This window comes from Micromonospora sp. KC606, from assembly GCF_004348675.1.
Taxonomy (GTDB): domain Bacteria; phylum Actinomycetota; class Actinomycetes; order Mycobacteriales; family Micromonosporaceae; genus Micromonospora.
Genome location: NZ_SMKN01000131.1, coordinates 1 through 16,244, shown reverse-complemented (window position 1 = coordinate 16,244; position 16,244 = coordinate 1). Strand labels below are relative to the sequence as shown.

19 protein-coding genes, 1 tRNA gene, 1 pseudogene and 1 riboswitch are annotated in these 16,244 nt (G+C 70.2%); of the genes and pseudogenes, 14 read left to right on the top strand and 7 right to left on the bottom strand.

The features are described from left to right. Positions 1–98 precede the first annotated feature (98 nt). Positions 99–235: riboswitch (cyclic di-AMP (ydaO/yuaA leader) on the top strand. A gap of 12 nt (positions 236–247) precedes the next feature. After that, positions 248–1,288, top strand: a complete 1,041-nt coding sequence (locus E1193_RS21615; protein WP_132185015.1) for a C40 family peptidase — start codon at positions 248–250, stop codon at positions 1,286–1,288. A 36-nt stretch (positions 1,289–1,324) separates the two neighbouring features. On the opposite strand, the gene dcd is transcribed toward E1193_RS21615, so the two are convergent. Further along, on the bottom strand, positions 1,325–1,903 hold the full coding sequence (dcd, locus tag E1193_RS21610) for a dCTP deaminase (RefSeq protein ID WP_132185014.1): 579 nt from the start codon (positions 1,901–1,903) through the stop codon (positions 1,325–1,327). 78 nt (positions 1,904–1,981) lie between these two features. Here dcd and E1193_RS21605 point away from each other — a divergent pair, with 78 nt between their 5' ends. Further along, entirely contained in the window at positions 1,982–2,545 is a 564-nt protein-coding gene (locus E1193_RS21605) for a pyridoxamine 5'-phosphate oxidase family protein (protein WP_132185013.1), read from the top strand. A gap of 59 nt (positions 2,546–2,604) precedes the next feature. On the opposite strand, the gene E1193_RS21600 is transcribed toward E1193_RS21605, so the two are convergent. After that, positions 2,605–3,606, bottom strand: a complete 1,002-nt coding sequence (locus E1193_RS21600; protein WP_132185012.1) for a zinc metalloprotease — start codon at positions 3,604–3,606, stop codon at positions 2,605–2,607. Between the two features lie 233 nt (positions 3,607–3,839). Between E1193_RS21600 and E1193_RS21595 the strand changes: the two genes are divergently transcribed. Then, positions 3,840–3,913, top strand: a tRNA-Gly gene (locus tag E1193_RS21595). 89 nt (positions 3,914–4,002) lie between these two features. Here E1193_RS21595 and E1193_RS33330 read toward each other — a convergent pair. After that, positions 4,003–4,497, bottom strand: a complete 495-nt coding sequence (locus tag E1193_RS33330; protein WP_243707820.1) for a tyrosine-type recombinase/integrase — start codon at positions 4,495–4,497, stop codon at positions 4,003–4,005. Positions 4,498–4,691: 194 nt separating this feature from the next. Here E1193_RS33330 and E1193_RS21585 point away from each other — a divergent pair, with 194 nt between their 5' ends. Next, a complete protein-coding gene (locus E1193_RS21585) occupies positions 4,692–5,171 on the top strand; it encodes a hypothetical protein (RefSeq protein ID WP_132185010.1) in 480 nt (159 codons plus the stop codon). A 200-nt stretch (positions 5,172–5,371) separates the two neighbouring features. On the opposite strand, the gene E1193_RS21580 is transcribed toward E1193_RS21585, so the two are convergent. Both E1193_RS21580 and E1193_RS34015 read right to left on the bottom strand, forming a co-directional pair. After that, entirely contained in the window at positions 5,372–5,716 is a 345-nt protein-coding gene (locus tag E1193_RS21580) for a hypothetical protein (RefSeq protein WP_132185009.1), read from the bottom strand. 199 nt (positions 5,717–5,915) lie between these two features. Beyond that, positions 5,916–6,239, bottom strand: a complete 324-nt coding sequence (locus E1193_RS34015) for a hypothetical protein (RefSeq protein ID WP_347877040.1) — start codon at positions 6,237–6,239, stop codon at positions 5,916–5,918. A 516-nt stretch (positions 6,240–6,755) separates the two neighbouring features. On the opposite strand from E1193_RS34015, the gene E1193_RS21570 reads away from it, so the two are divergent. The 5 genes and pseudogenes from E1193_RS21570 (at position 6,756) to E1193_RS21545 (ending at position 9,106) form a co-directional block, all read left to right on the top strand. After that, positions 6,756–7,199 (top strand): hypothetical protein, encoded by a 444-nt coding sequence (locus E1193_RS21570; RefSeq protein WP_132185008.1) that lies wholly within the window; start codon positions 6,756–6,758, stop codon positions 7,197–7,199. Then, a complete protein-coding gene (locus E1193_RS32560) occupies positions 7,196–7,732 on the top strand; it encodes a hypothetical protein (protein ID WP_207922794.1) in 537 nt (178 codons plus the stop codon). Before E1193_RS21570 ends, E1193_RS32560 begins: the two co-directional genes overlap by 4 nt. Before the next feature lie 3 nt (positions 7,733–7,735). Further along, a pseudogene (locus E1193_RS21555) lies at positions 7,736–7,892 on the top strand (glyoxalase/bleomycin resistance/dioxygenase family protein); the annotation flags it as partial. A 147-nt stretch (positions 7,893–8,039) separates the two neighbouring features. Beyond that, entirely contained in the window at positions 8,040–8,468 is a 429-nt protein-coding gene (locus E1193_RS21550) for a GNAT family N-acetyltransferase (RefSeq protein WP_132185006.1), read from the top strand. A gap of 89 nt (positions 8,469–8,557) precedes the next feature. After that, positions 8,558–9,106: an NUDIX domain-containing protein gene (locus E1193_RS21545; protein WP_132185005.1), complete on the top strand. Its 549-nt coding sequence runs from the start codon at positions 8,558–8,560 to the stop codon at positions 9,104–9,106. Positions 9,107–9,110: 4 nt separating this feature from the next. Here E1193_RS21545 and E1193_RS21540 read toward each other — a convergent pair whose 3' ends face one another. Next, entirely contained in the window at positions 9,111–10,019 is a 909-nt protein-coding gene (locus tag E1193_RS21540) for a hypothetical protein (protein WP_132185004.1), read from the bottom strand. Between E1193_RS21540 and E1193_RS21535 the strand changes: the two genes are divergently transcribed. Beyond that, positions 10,006–10,887 (top strand): LLM class flavin-dependent oxidoreductase, encoded by an 882-nt coding sequence (locus E1193_RS21535; RefSeq protein WP_132185003.1) that lies wholly within the window; start codon positions 10,006–10,008, stop codon positions 10,885–10,887. The genes E1193_RS21540 and E1193_RS21535 overlap by 14 nt on opposite strands. An 89-nt stretch (positions 10,888–10,976) precedes the next feature. On the opposite strand, the gene E1193_RS21530 is transcribed toward E1193_RS21535, so the two are convergent. Continuing rightward, positions 10,977–11,552, bottom strand: a complete 576-nt coding sequence (locus E1193_RS21530) for a phosphoribosyltransferase (RefSeq protein ID WP_132185002.1) — start codon at positions 11,550–11,552, stop codon at positions 10,977–10,979. Between the two features lie 159 nt (positions 11,553–11,711). Between E1193_RS21530 and E1193_RS21525 the strand changes: the two genes are divergently transcribed. From E1193_RS21525 to E1193_RS21510, 4 genes are all read left to right on the top strand, one after another. Further along, positions 11,712–12,350, top strand: coding sequence for a septal ring lytic transglycosylase RlpA family protein (locus E1193_RS21525; protein ID WP_132185001.1), 639 nt, complete (start codon positions 11,712–11,714; stop codon positions 12,348–12,350). An 88-nt stretch (positions 12,351–12,438) separates the two neighbouring features. Beyond that, positions 12,439–13,566: a PP2C family protein-serine/threonine phosphatase gene (locus tag E1193_RS21520; RefSeq protein ID WP_132185000.1), complete on the top strand. Its 1,128-nt coding sequence runs from the start codon at positions 12,439–12,441 to the stop codon at positions 13,564–13,566. A gap of 193 nt (positions 13,567–13,759) precedes the next feature. Further along, a complete protein-coding gene (locus tag E1193_RS21515; RefSeq protein WP_132184999.1) occupies positions 13,760–15,616 on the top strand; it encodes an acyl-CoA dehydrogenase in 1,857 nt (618 codons plus the stop codon). Between the two features lie 388 nt (positions 15,617–16,004). Further along, the coding region (locus E1193_RS21510) for a DUF6458 family protein (RefSeq protein ID WP_132184998.1) at positions 16,005–16,244 on the top strand (240 nt) is incomplete at its 3' end.

Here is a 16,244-nt window from a genome sequence, read left to right as displayed (position 1 = left end):
GCTCCGGCGTGTCCGGTCACAGATGGTTGCGAGTCGGTTACGGCGGTCTACTCTGGTGAACCGTCGGCCGCCGAAAGCTCCGTCCACCCGGGCGGCGACGGCCGGCACCGCCGAGTCGCCCACGGGCGAACCGGGGACCCGGGTACGTCGGGGTGAATCCGCAGCCACTGTGGTGGGGCGCTCCCTTCCCGCCCGAACCCGTCAGCTAACCCGGTAGGCGGTCGCGGAAGAAGGAGTACGGAGCCCGGTGGCACACCATGCCCCGCGGCCACCGTCGCCCCGGTCGACCCCGGTCGCCCGGCGTACGGTCGTGCCGCGCCCACGCTGGTCCCGCTTCACCACCGTCCTCGCCGCCCTCGCCGGCGCCGCCGTCGTCCTGACCGGTGGTGCCACGGTGGCCCACGCCGATCCCACGGTCGCCGACATCGAACGGCAGATCGACCGGGACTGGAACACCCTCGAACCGCTCATCGAGCAGCACAACGCGACCCGGCAGGAGTTGGCCGTCAGACGCCGGCAGGCCGACGCGCTGGCCCGCCGGATCGCGCCGCTGCAACGCCAGGTCGACCAGGCGATGAAGCAGATCTCCGGGCTCGCCACCCAGGCGTACAAGGGGGAGAGCCTCGCCGTGGTCAACGCCCTGCTCGGCAGCGCGTCCCCCGGCGAGTTGGTGGGTCAGCTCGAACTGCTCGACCGCTTCGCCCAGCGGCGCCAGCGCGAGCTGCGCGCCGTGCGGGAACTGCGCGACGACCTCGCCGCGCAGAAGGCTGCGCTGGACGAGATGGCAGCCCAGCTGGGCCGCGCCGAGGCCCGGCTCGCCGCCCGGAGGAAGCAGATCGATGCCGGGATCGACCGGCTCCAGCAGCTCCGGCTGCGGGCGTTCGGCGGCGGTGGCGGCGGCCCGCTGCGTCCCGCCCCCTGCCCGGCCGCCTACCCGGGCGGTCCGGCCGGGGCGGCGGTACGGTTCGCCTGCGCCCAGATCGGCAAGCCGTACGTCTGGGGAGCCGAGGGACCGAACGCGTACGACTGCTCGGGGCTGACGCTTGCTGCCTGGGCGAAGGCGGGGGTCCGACTGCCGCACAACGCCCGGCAGCAGCGCCGGCTCACCGCCAGGATCAGCCGTGCCGACCTGCGCCCCGGTGACCTGGTCTTCTACTACGCCGACCTGCACCACGTGGGAATGTACGTCGGCGACGGCTGGGTGGTGCACGCCTCTCGGGCCGGCATGCCGGTGCGGATGAAGCGGCTCGACGACGGGCCGGTCCACAGCTACGGTCGGCCGGGCTGACGCGGGCGGCCCAGCCCCCGGTCGGCTGGCCCGGCCTCAGCGAACCGGCCAGGTACGCCAGTTCTGCCAGGACCGACTCGGGGTCGGGCCCCGCTGCCCCTGGTAGCGCGAACCGTAGACCTCCGACCCGTACGGGTGCTCGGCCGGCGAAGACAGGCGGAAGATGCAGAGCTGGCCGATCTTCATGCCCGGCCAGAGAGTGATCGGCAGGTTCGCCACGTTGGACAGCTCCAGCGTCACGTGCCCGGAGAAACCCGGGTCGATGAAGCCGGCCGTCGAGTGGGTGAGCAGACCCAGGCGACCCAGGCTCGACTTGCCCTCCAACCGGCCGGCGAGCTGGTCGCCCAGCGAGATCACCTCGAGCGTGGAGGCGAGGACGAACTCCCCCGGGTGCAGCACGAAGGGCTCACCCTCCGGCACCTCGACCATCGAGGTCAGGTCGTCCTGCTGCTCCGCCGGGTCGATGTGGGTGTATAGGTGGTTGTTGAAGACCCGGAACAGCTTGTCCAGGCGGACGTCGATGCTGGACGGTTGCACCAGCGTGGGCTCGAACGGCTCCAGCGCGAGCGTGCCCGCCTTGATCTCGGAGACCAGGTCGCGGTCGGAGAGCAGCATCGGCACACCATATCGAGCGGGTCGGGTGACCTGCGTGTCGGACTACGTGTTCGTACACCTGTTCGATAGCATGTGTACATGGCTTCCTGGTCCGAATTCGCCGCCGACGAGCCCCGACTCGCCGATGGGATCCGCCTTCTTCTCCAGCAGTACGGGCCAGGCTTCGGCTACCTGGCCACCGTCCGCGCCGACGGCGGTCCCCGGGTGCACCCGGTCTGCCCGGTGATCACCGACGAGGGGTTGTTCTGCTTCGTCGTGGATTCGCCCAAGCGGCGCGACCTCGAACGCGACGGCCGCTACGCGCTGCACTCGTTCCCGCCGGAGGAGAGCGACGACGAGGCGTACCTCGCCGGCCGGGCGTATCCCGTCGCCGACCCGGCCCAGGTGGCTCGGATCGCCCGCACGGGCCGGGCAGCCCCTGAGGTGGACTGGCGGCTCTTCGAGTTCGATGTCGACGTGGCCATGCTGACCCGGCGTGGCCCGGGCGGGCTCGTTCGGCCCGGCGAGGGCTCGGGGCGACCCGCCGTGCAGGTCTGGCTCGACCCTCGGTCAGCCCATGGCGACGCCGCCGGCGCACCGGATCAGCGGCCGGCACGGCACGGCGGCCGGCACGGCTTCGACACCCGCCGCACCGCGGCCTGACCGGAGACGCCGGTGCCGGCCCCGTCGCGAGACGGAGCCGGCACCGGATGCTGCTGGGATCAGGCCGCGCGGTACGCGTTCCACGCGGTCAGCATGCGGCTGGCCTGCCCAGGGGTGAACTGGTACATGCACGAGTCGTAGCTGTAGTCCATGAAGTTGGTGATCGGGTCCAGCCCCTCGGCCGGGCAGGTGTCCTGGCCGGCGGGGCAGCCCTGCGCCGGGTCGCGCTCCGCCGGGGTGTCGGCGACGCCGTCGTTCGTGGTGGAGCAACCACCCTGGAAGGTGTGGTAGAGGTTCATCCAGTGGCCCACCTCGTGGGTGCCGGTGTCGCCCAGGTTGAAGCTGGTGGCCCTGCCGCCCGGCAGCGACTCGCTCAGCACCACGACGCCGTCCATCGCGTCCAGCGTGCGCTTGGGGAAGGTGGCCCAACCGAGCAGGTCGTTGCTCAGCGCACCCAGGTAGACGTTGAGGGTGTTCTTGCCGCCGGTGCGCAGCTGGGTCTTCATCTGCCGCTCGGCGGAGGAACCCTGGATGATCGGGTACCACGCTGGCCGGGTGACCCGGTTGATCTTCTGAAGGGTGAAGCTGAAGGCGGTGGCGGCACCGCCGGTGGCGCCACTGAAGCTGTCGTTGAGCACCTTGATCTGGCCGTTGATCATCGAGTCCGGGATGTTGCCGCCGGCCCGGGTGCTGTCCTTCTGGATGACGTGCACGACGACCGGGATGTTCACGGCGGCCGCCTCGGCGGCCTGGCGGGCGGACTGCGGGCCGACCCGGAACCGCGCCCGTTCGCGCAGCGCGGCAGCGAGGTCGGCCTCGCGCTCACGCACCTGGACGGCGGTCAGTTCGTTGGGTTCGTGCTTCGCGATGCCACCAGGCTTGAGCCGCGCGTCGGAGTGCGTGTCGGCCGGTTCCTCGCAGACGACATCGGCGGCGGGGGCGGCGGAAAAGGCCGAAGCAGCGGGGACGACACCCACGGTGGCGGCAGTCAGCAGCACCGCGAGGGTCGTCGATGCGACACCGGTAGTACGCCGGGTCAGCAGGGCGGGACGGAGTCCCATGGGCCCACCTCTTTCTTGCGACGAGACAGGGGGTATGTCACGTCGTGGTCGAAACGTGGAGAGGACGTTACAACCGATTGACAGGTTTGAGAACGCCCGCATGTTACCGAGGGGGAAACTTTTACACATGCGCATACGTCGCGTACTGGCATGATCACCGTACGGGCCGGGCGGGGCGCGTCGGGGTGCCTGGATGCACGGAGCCGATGCCCTCAGGTACAGTGGTGCCGCCTGCGGGTGTAGTTCAATGGCAGAACATCAGCTTCCCAAGCTGACAGTGCGGGTTCGATTCCCGTCACCCGCTCCACGCGAAAGGCCCTGGTCAGGACGCGAGTCCCGGCCAGGGCCTTCGACGTTGCTGTGGTCAGCAGCGGCCGGTGGGCCATCCACGGGCCACTAGCCACGCTTCTTGCCCGTCTTCTTGCCCTTGCCGTTGGCCTTGACTGAGGTACTTGCCGCCGGCTTCTTGGCCTTCTTGCGCTCAGCCTTCACGGCGTCGCTCACCGCCTGGGCGATGGCCCGATCCGCCTCCGAGGTGGCGTGCTGGTAGATGATGGCCGCCTGCGATGAGTCGTGGCCCATCCGCGCCATCAGTTCCCGGGTGCTGGCTCCGGTCCGCGCCGCGATCGTGTTGCCGGTGTGTCGCAAATCGTGGAAGTGCAGACCAGGCACGCCGAGCTTGCCGATTGCCGCCGACCAGCCGATGACCTTGTCAAGGCGGCCCGCAAAGCGGGCCGCGCCGGCCCGGCCCCGGCCTGCTGGCGACCTCCGGCCGGCATCGGCCGGGCCGGCCGGCCACGCTTGGGGACTACAAGAGCTGAAGACCTCGGGGCGCTGCCCCGAACCCCGGCCCTCCTCAGAGATGCCGCCGCGGATCACCTCATCGGGCACCACAAGGGCTACCAGCCTCCCCGGACGGGGACAAGGTGGAGCGCCCTACCGGACGAACGACCTTGGCCCCGTCCGGGGAGGCTGGACGGTCTGGCGACTGCCCGACGAGGAGATCCGCTTCCCCTGGCGGCCGGGTTATATGTTCTCTCGGTCGCACTAGAAGTGGCGGCATGACAGCCGATCGGGAGGCTTCTGTGGGTGTTCTGTACGACTACTTCCGCGCTTCTGACGACGAGGCTGTCGCAAAGCTGCTGGCCGCCACCGAGGGCGGGCCGGTAGGGCGAGAGGGAGATTCTCACGTCGAGGATGCCGTGGACGGCAAGGGGATCGATCCGACCGTTGTCCTCGGCAAGGTCGTCTCGTTCGCCCTCGACGTGCCGTGGAACGCCGACTTGGTTGGGGAACGACTTGTCTGGCCGGACGGTGCTGGTGAGGACCCTGATTACGAAGGGCCCTGGGTCGTCGTACTCAGCGAACCCGCCCGGGACGCGCTTGCCGAAATCCCGGACGACCGCTTGCCGGGCCTAGCCGATCGATGGTCACAAGTCGAGGAGCTGTCCCACTACAGCGACACGTCGCCGGAGGTCATGCTGTCGCGTTTGCGGGAGTTCGTTGGGCTGGCCCGCAGAGCACGTACGAGCGGGGAAAGCATCTACTGCTGGATCTGCCACTAGCAAGGGTCGACAGCAACGGTTGCAGATCATGAGGGGCGCCTTGGCTGTACAGCCATCCGTACAGCCAAGCCAGCCGGCAGGACCAGTCAAAGGCCGACTGGGGGCGACAGGACGAGCAGCTCAACGGCGGTTACCGACGCCGACCGACAGCGGTCTTGATCTTTGCAAAGCAGAGGTCACGGCTAGCGCCGGTCAGACTGCTAGCCGTCCTGCCCTGCGGGCAAGGGAAGGTCCACGCGCCGTCCCATCCCGAACTCCTCCGCGTCGTCGTCGGTGACCATTGCGAAGGCCCCGGCGGGCACCCCGTCAAGAGCTGCCACCCGAGAGGCAACGGCAAGCAGGACCTCCTCGCGGGTGCCGGTGATGAAGAAGACGTAAACCTCTCCGTACTCTTCGCCGTCGTCGTACTCCTGGACGTCGCCCTGCTCGTCCAGGTCAGCGAGGAAGTCTCCAACGTCCTCGATCCACGGGAAGGCGTACTCATCCTCTGTGAGCCCCGGAGTCGCCACGAGCGGGACGTGAATCTCAACAACGGTGTTTGGCACGGAGCCATCTTCGTCCAAAAGGAGAGCTGGCGCGACGGGCCATCCACGAGCCACAAGGCGGTGTCACCGGGGGCCAAACCAGGCCACCGGGGAGCGCGTCGAACAGGCGTAGACGCCGACCCACAGCCGATCTTGTGCGATCCCCAAGCTGACAGTGCGGGTTCGATTCCCGTCACCCGCTCCACCACGAAGGCCCTGGCTAGGACGAAAGTCCCAGCCAGGGCCTTCGATGTTTCCGCCGCCGGCGGGCAAAATAGACCGGGTACGGGTACGGGTCGACACGTTTGGAGACGGCCGTGCTGGCCGCGTCGTCAGGGTTCGGGGCGCGGAGCCAGAAGGCTGTCCGGCTGTCCGTCGAAGTGGTCACCGCAGCGCACCCCCCGTCGGTGTCGCCGGCGAGGAAGCCGAGCAGCGAGTCCGGAAGTAACGGCCCGCGACGCGGCCGGGGCACCGGCTCGTCGGCGGTCTCCCGGCCGACCTGGGCGAGGGTGTCCGCCGCGTCAGCACTCGGCGGCCAGCTCACGGATGCGGTCGTCGGTGATGTACGGGAAGCGAACCCGTACCGGCTCCGGGATGCCGTCGAGGATGACGTTCCCGACGCCCTTGGCACCTGGTCAGCGAGGGCACCTCGGGTGCGGGCGCCGTCGCCCAACACGAGGACGCCGACCCTTGGGACAGCAGCAGTTCCAGCGACGACGCGATGCGCCTGCACAGGTCGGCGTCCTGGAGGTACGCGGTCAGTGCCGCCATCTCGTCGATGACGACCACGACCAGGGGGTCATCCTCGGTCGGGTGTGCACCTGGACCGTGCCGGCCGCCGGGGCGTTGCGATCCTCCGCGCGGGAGAGATCCCCGGCCTGCCGGTCGCCGTGGGCGGCGCACTCGCCCAAGTCGCCGTCATCGTCTTCGTGGTTACTGTATTGCGGGCTCGCGCGGGAGGCCCCGGCCGGCTGATGCTTGGCTTGGAATAACAGAAGACAAGCTCGACGCGACTGTCATCTTCCGGCGTGTCGCAGGTCACCGTGGGTATCGAGTGGCCATGACGCACGACAGCAGCTCGGTAGACGACGAGCACTCTCGCCCGGTTGGCGTGAACGAAACCACCGTTGAGGCACTCGGTGAGTTGAGCAAGGCACTGGAGACAATCCATCGGGTACGCGGACACCTTTACTCGGCGCACCAGCTCGTCGGCGGAGCGGACCTGACGCTCGACCGGGTGGTCAAGCTGATGCGCGAGGCGGGACACGACCAGGTGGCCGACCGCGTGGAGCGCGAGCTGCTGGGCCGCAACGTGCTTCCGGGCCGTTGGACCTTCCAGATCATGGAGGAGTTCGACGACGGCTACTACGCCGCGTTCCAGGAAATCGAGCGGGACGCCCGGGAGAAGCTGGCCGGCGGTCGTCGGCACATCCACGAGGCTGAGATGAAGCAGCGGCGCCGCACTCCAGGCATGCCGGGGCATGAGGCGACGCCGGAGGCGTGAGCGGCAGCCCGTTCGGCAGCATCGAGGCCAGTGCGTCGGCTCTGGCCTCGATGATCTCCATGCGCACCCTGGTGCTCGGTCGGCTCCCGGTGCGCGCGCTGCCGTCGACAGCCGACGGGCTGCCGCGCCGGCTCGGCCGGCCTGCCCTCGACCTTCCTGGGGCACCCACACCGCAAGGGTCTCGCCACACCAACGCCACCTACAGTGTCGCCGTGGACGCGGGCAGGGTGTGGCGGTTGTACCACCGGGGCGAGCTGGTCGGTGAGATCGACGAGCAGAGTCGAGACTTTCCCTGGACGTACGGCCGTTTCCGCCCGCTGTCGGGGTTCGAGCCGCTACGACCGCTCTTCGAGGCATGGAATGACGCCCTCGACGGGGACGACGACGAGGCCATGGAACGGGTGTACGACGACATTCGTGCCGCCCTCACCATGACCCGGCCCGACGGCCACCAGGTCGCCGAGTTCCTGCTGACAATCGAAGGCGACGAGGCCGGGTTCCGGTGGCTCGATGAGCCGTTCGAGGATGGGTAGGCCCAGGTCTGGGTACGCGGACCCGGCGACGAGCCGTGGGAGGTCGACACCGTCAAGGCTGACTCCGCGCAACTGGAGAAAGGCGGCCGAGAGCGCCTGCTGTACCCCGGCCGCCGACAAGGAGCCGGCCACCAGCGGAGCCCCATCGAGCTGCTGCTGATCGGGAGGTAAGCGTTGGTCGGCAAGCACCCGGGTGTCGAGGATTCGGCCCAGATCAGGGTTGCTGAGGTGGACCCCAGCATCCGGGTGCTCGCTCGAATGCGCCTCGGTGGGGGCGCTTGAGTCCTGACCCGGATAGCCTTCGACGGTGTCCGTCCTGACCGTACGCCCGGCTACCCTCACTGACATCCCCGCCGTCCTCGCCTTCTGGCAGATCGCCGCCGAGAACGCCCAGCGGCCGGCCGACGACCGGTCGGCCGTCGCGGTGCTGATCGACCGTGACCCGGATGCCCTGCTCCTCGCCGAGGAAGGGCCGGTGCTGGTCGGCAGCGTGATCGCCGGGTGGGACGGCTGGCGCTGCCACCTCTACCGGCTCGCCGTCGCGCCGTCGCACCGACGGCGGGGAATCAGTCGTGTGCTGGTCGACGCGGCCGAGGAACGGTTCCGGCGGTTGGGCGGCCGCCGGGCCGACGCGATGGTGCTGGACGACAACGAGTCGGCCCGCCGCGCCTGGTGGGCCCTCGGGTACGAGCGGCAGGCCGAGTGGTCGCGCTGGGTCAAGCCGCTCGGCGGGTGAGGCCCGGCTTGGACGGGTACCTGGCCCCGCATGCCGAAACCGTGGGACGTCGGCCGCCAGGTGTCGCACCGTACTGACAGGATGCTCCGGTGCTGACGGAGATCCGTGCGTTGGTCGCGTCGATCGCACCTTCGGACGAGTTGGAGGCGGCGCATCGCGCGGAGTGCCTTGACTGGCTCGGGCGCACCGATGACGTCTTCCGTCGGGTGAAGCCACGCACCCCGTCGCCGCACCTGGTCGCGTACTTCCTGATGCGGGACGCAGAGGACGGCAGCGTGCTGTTGGTCGACCACCGCAACGCCGGCCTCTGGCTGCCGGCCGGCGGGCACGTCGAGGCCGGCGAGCACCCGGCGGAGACGGTACGGCGGGAGGTGGTCGAGGAGCTCGGCGTGCCGGCGGAGCCGAATCGGCCGCCGTTCTTCCTCACCGTCACCCCGACCGTCGGCCCGCCGGCGGACCGGCACGTCGACGTGACCCTCTGGTATCTGCTCGCCGGGCACCGGGGGCAGCCGCTCACGCCCGACCCTCGGGAGTTCCGGAGCGTGCGGTGGTGGACGCCGGCCGAGGTGGCGGCGGCGGATCCGGGCACCCTGGATCCGCACCTGCCCCGAGCCCTGGCCAAGCTGGCCGTGGTCTGACCGGTCAACCCGTGACGTGAGCGGTCAGCTCGCGGCGAGGGGTGGGCACCGGGTCGACGTCCCGTCGGGGCAGCAGGGCCAGGGCGAGGCCCACCACTGCGCTGACCGCGCCGACCAGGAAAAACAGCGAGTAGACCGGTTGGCCCAGCCACTCCCAGAACGGGTGCCACTGGGCGTGCCGCTCCTGTTGATGGTGGGCGGCCATCAGCGGGAGCACGAGCAGGGCGGGTGACCACAGGAAAAGCGTCACCCCGGCCAGGGCCTGCACCGGCGCGGCGGCCGGGTGGGGCCGTTCGGTGCGCCGGCTCGCCCAGCCGAAGACCAACCAACCGGCGATCGCGCCGAGCAGCCCGCCGGTCACCGCCGCCGGGGTCACCGCCGGCGGGGTGGCCCGCCACAGGTCTATGACGAGAGACGCGGACTCCGCGCTGGCGCCCTCGTGCAGGGTCAGTTCGAGCACGGTGTCGCCTCGGCGGGCGTCGATCCGCGTACCCGGCAAGGATGTCACCGGTGCCGTCTGCGTCGGGCCCACCCGCCAGCCGTCCTCGGCGAGCTGCCGCCGGACGGTCGCCAGGGCCTGTGCGTACGGGGCAGCTGGTGCCTCCCGGGACCAGCCGGTGGACGTGTTCTGCGCGTACTCGCCGCCGTCGCCGAGCAGGATGCTGTCGAGGCTGCTCCAGCGCAGCGGCTGGGTGTAGAAGCCGAACAGCGTGGTCGGTGTGCTGACCTCCTCGTACGGGTGGCCGGGGAAGAGGCGGTGGTAGGTCGCGATGGTCTCGGCCTGGTCGGGCATGGGCCGGGCGGTCTCCCAGGCGACCCGGGCGGACAGCGCGGCGGCGTACTGCATCCGGGAGGTGGGTGCGCGGATACGTCTCGTTCCCAGCCGTACCCTGGCGACCATGCGGATTGGCATCGTGATCCTGCCCGATCAGCGCTGGTCGGAGACGCGGCACCGGTGGCGGCAGGCGGAGCGGTGGGGCTTCGACCACGCCTGGACGTACGACCACCTCGGTTGGCGTGACCTGGTCGACGGACCCTGGTTCGACTCCATGGCCACGCTGACCGCTGCCGCGACGGTGACCTCACGGATCCGGCTCGGCACCCTGGTCGCCTCGCCCAACTTCCGGCACCCGGCCGCGTTCGCCCGGCAGGTCACCGCCCTGGACGACATCTCCGCCGGCCGGGTCCTGCTCGGGCTCGGCGCGGGCGGGATCGGCTTCGACTCCGCCGTGCTGGGCGGCGAGACCCTGCCGCCACGGCAGCGGGTGGACCGGTTCGGGGAGTTCACCGAACTGCTCGACCTGATCCTGCGCGAGGACGGCACCACCTGGCGGGGCGGCTGGTTCAGCGCGGTGGACGCCCGCAACAATCCCGGCTGCGTGCAGGAGCCTCGGGTGCCCTTCGTGGTGGCGGCGAACGGCCCGCGTTCCATGCGGCTGGCCGCCCGCTTCGGCCAGGGCTGGGTCACCACCGGCGCCGGCGGGGACGACCTGACGAGTTGGTGGGACGGGGTCGGCGAACTCTGCGCCCGCCTCGACAGCGTTTTGGTGGCGGCCGGCCGGGATCCGGCCACCCTCGACCGGTACCTCTCCCTGGACTCGGCCCCGGTCTTTTCGCTGAGTAGCGCGGACCTGTTCGCCGATCAGGTCGCCCGGGCGGCGGCCCTCGGTTTCACCGACGTGATCACCCACTGGCCCAGGGCCAGCAGTTGGTACGCCGGTGACGAGGCGGTGCTGGTCGACGTCGCGGCCCGGCTGCTGCCGGAGCTGCGAACGGCCTGAGCGGGGTGGAAAGGCCGCAGCGGGGCCTACCGATCCGAGGCAACAGCCTGCCGAGGTAGCCCACCGGCCTCTCTGCCGGCGGGCGACGCTCAGGTCAGCCGACCGGAGTCGAGCAGGCCGCAGACGCCCAACTCGTGGGCCACCTCGGGCGGGCAGTCCACGACGATCGCGGCGACGCCGAGCCAGCGTGCCCCCCGGATCGCGCAGATCTCGCGTACGGCGTGTGCCTGCGCGCCGGTGGCTACCCAGTCGTCCACCATGAGCACCCGGTCGTCGGGGCCGATCAGGTGTTTTCGGACCGCCAGGCCGACCCGGCGGCCCCGGAAGTCCGGCGGACTCTGCGCCCAGGTCAGCGCCCCGCTTGGCAACCGGCCGTCGTCCGGTTTGTGCACCGGGACGAAGCCGACGGCGAGCGCGGTGGCGGCGAGCGGGCCGATTATCAGCCCGGTGACCGCCGGCGCGACCACAACCGTCGGCCGGGCGTCCCGGAACGGTGCTACCAGGGCCGGCCCGAGCGCGGCCAGTACCTGCGGATCCCGCCACCAGCCGGAGGTGTCACTGACCAGGTGGCTGCTGCCGGGGCCCGGATCCACCCAGCGGAACGACTCGGAGAGGCGTCCGGGCAGGTCAGGGTCGAGCGGCCCATCCGGGTCGGAAAATGCCATCGGTGGCATTATGGCCCGTCCGGCGGGGGTCTGTCTCGGATGATCGGCTACACGTATCGCTGTAATTCCGCTCATACCATCATGATCACGTTGACTTCGGAAGTGCTTCTCTCGTTACGGTCCGACCCGCTTTGTTCAGCTCAGGAAAGGACCGGGCCGGTGGCTGGTAGGCACTCCCGTACCCGAATGTTCTCCTCGCCGGCCGGGCTCGCGGCCACCGCGACCGTCGGCGTCGTGCTCGCCGTCGGCGGCACCGTCGGCGCCGTCCAGCTGACCTCCGGCGAGGCCCCGGCCCCCGCCGTCGCCGACCCGGTGCCGAGCGTCGCCCGCCCCAGCGCGACCACCACCTCGCCGAGCCCGAGCGCCAGCGCCTCCCCGAGCGCCAGCCCTTCGCCGACGGTGACACCCAGCCCGAAGGCGACCCGGACGCAGGCGGCCTCCCGGAGCAAGCCCCGCACCGCCGCGCCCAGGCCGAGCACGACGACGAAGAAGGCCGCCCCGAAGAGCACCGTCATCTCCAGCGGCTCCTGTGGCGCGTCCTTCTACGACGAGGGGCAGATGACCGCCAACGGCGAGAGCTTCGACCCGAGCGCGATGACCGCCGCGCACAAGACCCTGCCGTTCGACACCAGGGTCCGGGTCACCAACCCCGCCAACGGTAAGTCGGTGACCGTCCGGATCAACGACCGTGGCCCGTTCATCGAGGGTCGCTGCCTCGACCTGTCCCGGGCGGCCTTCGCCGCGATCGCCTCGGTCGACCTCGGTGAGCTGACCGTGCGGTACGAGGTGCTCGGCTGACGGCGGTCGGCCCGCCATGCCCGTCCGGACAGGCGGAACACCCTCGGACAAGGGGCCAGGTTCATTCACCGGGCACCGTCCATCAGGCATGCTGTCTGTCGTACGCACGCATGTCCTCCAGTCGGGCCGTGGCCCGCTGGGTCCCGGGGCCCGCGCCGGTGTCGGCGCGGCCCTCGGCCTGCTCGCGATCGTCGCGGCGATGGAGGTCGCCGACGGCCGGCAGGTGCGTTACCTCCCGCTGATGGTGGCCGCGCCCGTGCTGGCCGCCGCGTTCGCCTCCTGGCGGGCGGTGCTCGGGGTGGTGCTGGTCGCGCTGGTGATCGGTGGCACCTTCGCGCTGGTCGAGCCCGGCGCCTCGATGGTGACCGGGGCCGGCCTCGGCGGAATCGCCGTGTCGGGCGCCGTCGCGGCGGGAGTGGCGGCGGTGCGGCAGCGCCAGGCCGAGCAGATCGCCGAGTTGTCCAGGCTCGCCGCGGTGGCCCAGCAGGCGGTGCTGCGTCCACTCGGCCCACAGGTGGGCACCCTGGCGGTCGCGGCGCGCTACATCTCGTCGACCGCGACCGCGGAGATCGGCGGCGACCTGTACGAGGCGATCGACACCCCGTACGGCGTCCGGATGATCATCGGGGACGTCCGGGGCAAAGGGCTGGACGCGGTCCGGTTGGCGAGCATCGTGCTCGGCTCGTACCGGCACGTCGCGTACGAGCGGGCGGACCTGCGCGCGGTGGTGGCCGACCTGGACCGCGCGGTGGCCCGCAGCGTGGGCGACGAGGACTTCGTCACCGCGGCCGTGGTCGAGGAGCGCGGCGGGACGCTGACCATCGTCAACTGTGGTCACCCGTCGCCGTTGCTGTTGCGCCGCGGTGCGGTGATCCCGCTGGAGCCGCCCGCGCCCGCCCCGCCGCTGGGCTTCATGCCGATGGTGCGGCCACGGGTGGAGCGGTTGGAACCCGGTGACCGGCTGCTGCTGTTCACCGATGGGCTCGGCGAGGCCCGCCGGGACGGCGAGTTCTTCCCGACCGCCGACCGGGCCTGGCGGCTGCTCGGGCACGGCACGGTCGGCGACGGTCTGGCATCGCTGGAGACGGCCCTGGTCGAGTGGGTGAACGGCCGGCTGGACGACGACATCGCACTGGTCCTCATGGAATACACCGGTCCACGCAGCGGCGCGGGCGTCCCTGTTCCCAGTTGGGAAGTGGGCGCCACCGAATCCTGACCCGAGGCCCGCCATCGTCGTGGCGGCGCGTGGATGAGAGATCGATGATCGGCGGTCGCTGGGCTGGGTGAGTGGTGAATGCCGGGTGTGTAATCGCTGTCACTTCCAGGATTGGCTTGTCGTTGTCTACCGGCGGGTAATACAGTCGGGGTTACTGATCGGTAACACCTGTCCGGAAGCGGGGCCAGCGAGCATGACCCACTACAAGAGCAACCTTCGGGACCTCGAGTTCAACCTGTTCGAGGTCTTCGGGGCGGACCGGACGTTCGGCCAGGAGCCGTACACGGACCTGGACGTCGACACCGCCCGTAGTTTCCTCTCCGAGGTCGACCGCCTGGCCCGCGAGGACCTCGCGGCCAGCTACACGGACAGCGATCGGAACCCGCCGGTGTTCGACCCCGCGACGCACACCGCGCCGCTGCCCGAGTCGTTCAAGAAGTCCTTCCAGGCGTTCATGGACTCCGAGTTCTGGCGGCTCGACCTGCCCGACTCCCTCGGCGGCACCAACGCGCCGCGTGCCCTGTGGTGGTCGCTCGCCGAGATGGTGCTCGGCGCCAACGCCCCGATCTGGATGTACGCCTCCGGCCCGTCCTTCGCGCACGTGCTGCACGTCGAGGGCACCGAGCAGCAGAAGAAGTGGGCCAGACTCTTCATCGACCAGCAGTGGGGCTCCACCATGGTGCTCACCGAGCCGGACGCCGGCTCGGACGTGGGCGCCGGTCGTACCCGGGCGATCCCGCAGCCGGACGGCTCCTGGCACATCGAGGGCGTGAAACGCTTCATCACCTCCGGTGAGCACGATCTGAGCGACAACATCGTCCACTACGTGCTGGCCCGCCCGGTCGGCGTCGAGGGCGTCGGCGGCCCGGGCACCAAGGGCCTGTCCCTCTTCGTCGTTCCGAAGTACCACTTCGACGAGAACACCGGCGAGCTGGGTGAGCGCAATGGCGTCTTCGCCACCAACGTCGAGCACAAGATGGGCCTGAAGGTCTCCAACACCTGCGAGGTGACCTTCGGCGAGCACGGCGTGCCGGCCAAGGGTTGGCTGCTGGGCGAGAAGCACGACGGCATCCGGCAGATGTTCATGATCATCGAGTACGCACGGATGATGGTCGGCACCAAGGCGATCGCCACCCTCTCCACCGGCTACCTGAACGCCCTGGAGTACGCCAAGAACCGGGTGCAGGGCGCCGACCTGCTGCAGGCGAGCGACAAGACCGCGTCGCGGGTGACCATCACCCACCACCCCGACGTGCGCCGGTCGCTGATGCTGCAGAAGTCGTACGCCGAGGGCCTGCGGGCCCTGGTCTGCTACACCGCCAGCTGGCAGGACAAGGTCGCCATGGCCGAGGCGGCCGGTGACGAGAAGGCCATCAAGCTGGCCAAGCGGGTCAACGACCTGCTTCTGCCGCTGGTCAAGGGCGTTGGCTCGGAGCGCGCCTACGAGCTGCTGGGCCACGAGTCGCTGCAGACCTTCGGTGGTTCCGGCTTCCTGCAGGACTACCCGCTGGAGCAGTACGTCCGGGACGCCAAGATCGACACCCTGTACGAGGGCACCACGGCGATCCAGAGTCTCGACCTGATCTTCCGCAAGATCGTCCGGGACAACGGCAAGGCCATGATGGCGGTCGCCGGGGAGATCCAGGAGTTCATCACCACCGAGGGCGGCAACGGCCAGCTCAAGGAGGAGCGGCAGGCGCTGGGCAAGGCGCTCGCCGAGATCCAGAACATCCTCGGCGTGATGACCGGCTGGCTGGCCGAGGGCCAGAGCGGCGAGGCCCGCAGCCTCTACAAGGTGGGCCTGAGCAGCCGCCGCTTCCTGCTCGCCGTCGGCGACCTGATCGTCGGCTGGCTGCTCCAGAAGCAGGCCGACGTGGCGCTGAGGGCGCTGGCCGGCGACGTCTCCGCAGCCGACAAGGCGTTCTACACCGGCAAGGTCGCCGCCGCGCGGTTCTTCGCCCGTGAGGTGCTGCCCCGCATCGGCGCCGACCGGCGGATCATCGAGGGCACCGACCTGGACATCATGGACCTTCCGGAGGAGGCATTCTGATTCCTCCCGGGGTGATCTGTTCGGTTCGTACCTGACATCGGCGGCCGGCGAGCGTGTGCTCGCCGGCCGCCGACGTGTCTGTCCACCCGGCGTGCCGGGAACCGATGCTCGCGTCGATGTCGGCACTTTGCGCTGTTCGCCGGCTCGGGATGCTCGCGTCGCGATGTGCGGCATTCTGCGCTGTCCGCCGGCTCGGATAGCGCAAGATGCCGAAAAGTCGAATCTGCGGGTGGCGAAGCGTGGGTATCGGCCGGATTCGTCGGGACGGAGTCGGTAGGTGGACCGTCTACGGGGTAACCAGATCAGACCACGGGAGGGCCCGCGAGGGGTCCCTCGGCTCACGACACCGGCACGCCCAAGGGCCACCGCACGGGGGAGTGCAGCGCACATGGGCATTGGCAGCGCCATCTTTCTCATCGCGCTCGGCGCGATCATGACCTTCGCCATCCGGGCCAACGTCTGGTGGCTCGACCTGCGCGCGGTCGGCTGGGTGTTCATCCTGGCCGGGCTGGCCGTCCTGCTCACCACGCTGTGGTTCTGGCAGGACCGGCGCAAGCGGGCCCGCACCCTCATCGTGGAGGAGAACCGGCTCTCCCACCCGACCGCGATGATGCCCCCGCCGCCGGAC

Excerpts from the sequence above, each read along its gene's own strand:
- E1193_RS21605 (WP_132185013.1), top strand. The coding sequence starts at position 1,982 with ATGGCTTCCTGGTCCGAATTCGCCGCCGACGAGCCCCGACTCGCCGAT.
- E1193_RS21520 (WP_132185000.1), top strand. The coding sequence starts at position 12,439 with ATGCTGTCTGTCGTACGCACGCATGTCCTCCAGTCGGGCCGTGGCCCG.
- dcd (WP_132185014.1), bottom strand. The coding sequence starts at position 1,903 with ATGCTGCTCTCCGACCGCGACCTGGTCTCCGAGATCAAGGCGGGCACG.
- E1193_RS21540 (WP_132185004.1), bottom strand. The coding sequence starts at position 10,019 with ATGCCAATCCGCATGGTCGCCAGGGTACGGCTGGGAACGAGACGTATC.
- E1193_RS21600 (WP_132185012.1), bottom strand. The coding sequence starts at position 3,606 with ATGGGACTCCGTCCCGCCCTGCTGACCCGGCGTACTACCGGTGTCGCA.
- E1193_RS21530 (WP_132185002.1), bottom strand. The coding sequence starts at position 11,552 with ATGGCATTTTCCGACCCGGATGGGCCGCTCGACCCTGACCTGCCCGGA.
- E1193_RS21570 (WP_132185008.1), top strand. The coding sequence starts at position 6,756 with ATGACGCACGACAGCAGCTCGGTAGACGACGAGCACTCTCGCCCGGTT.
- E1193_RS21535 (WP_132185003.1), top strand. The coding sequence starts at position 10,006 with ATGCGGATTGGCATCGTGATCCTGCCCGATCAGCGCTGGTCGGAGACG.
- E1193_RS21515 (WP_132184999.1), top strand. The coding sequence starts at position 13,760 with ATGACCCACTACAAGAGCAACCTTCGGGACCTCGAGTTCAACCTGTTC.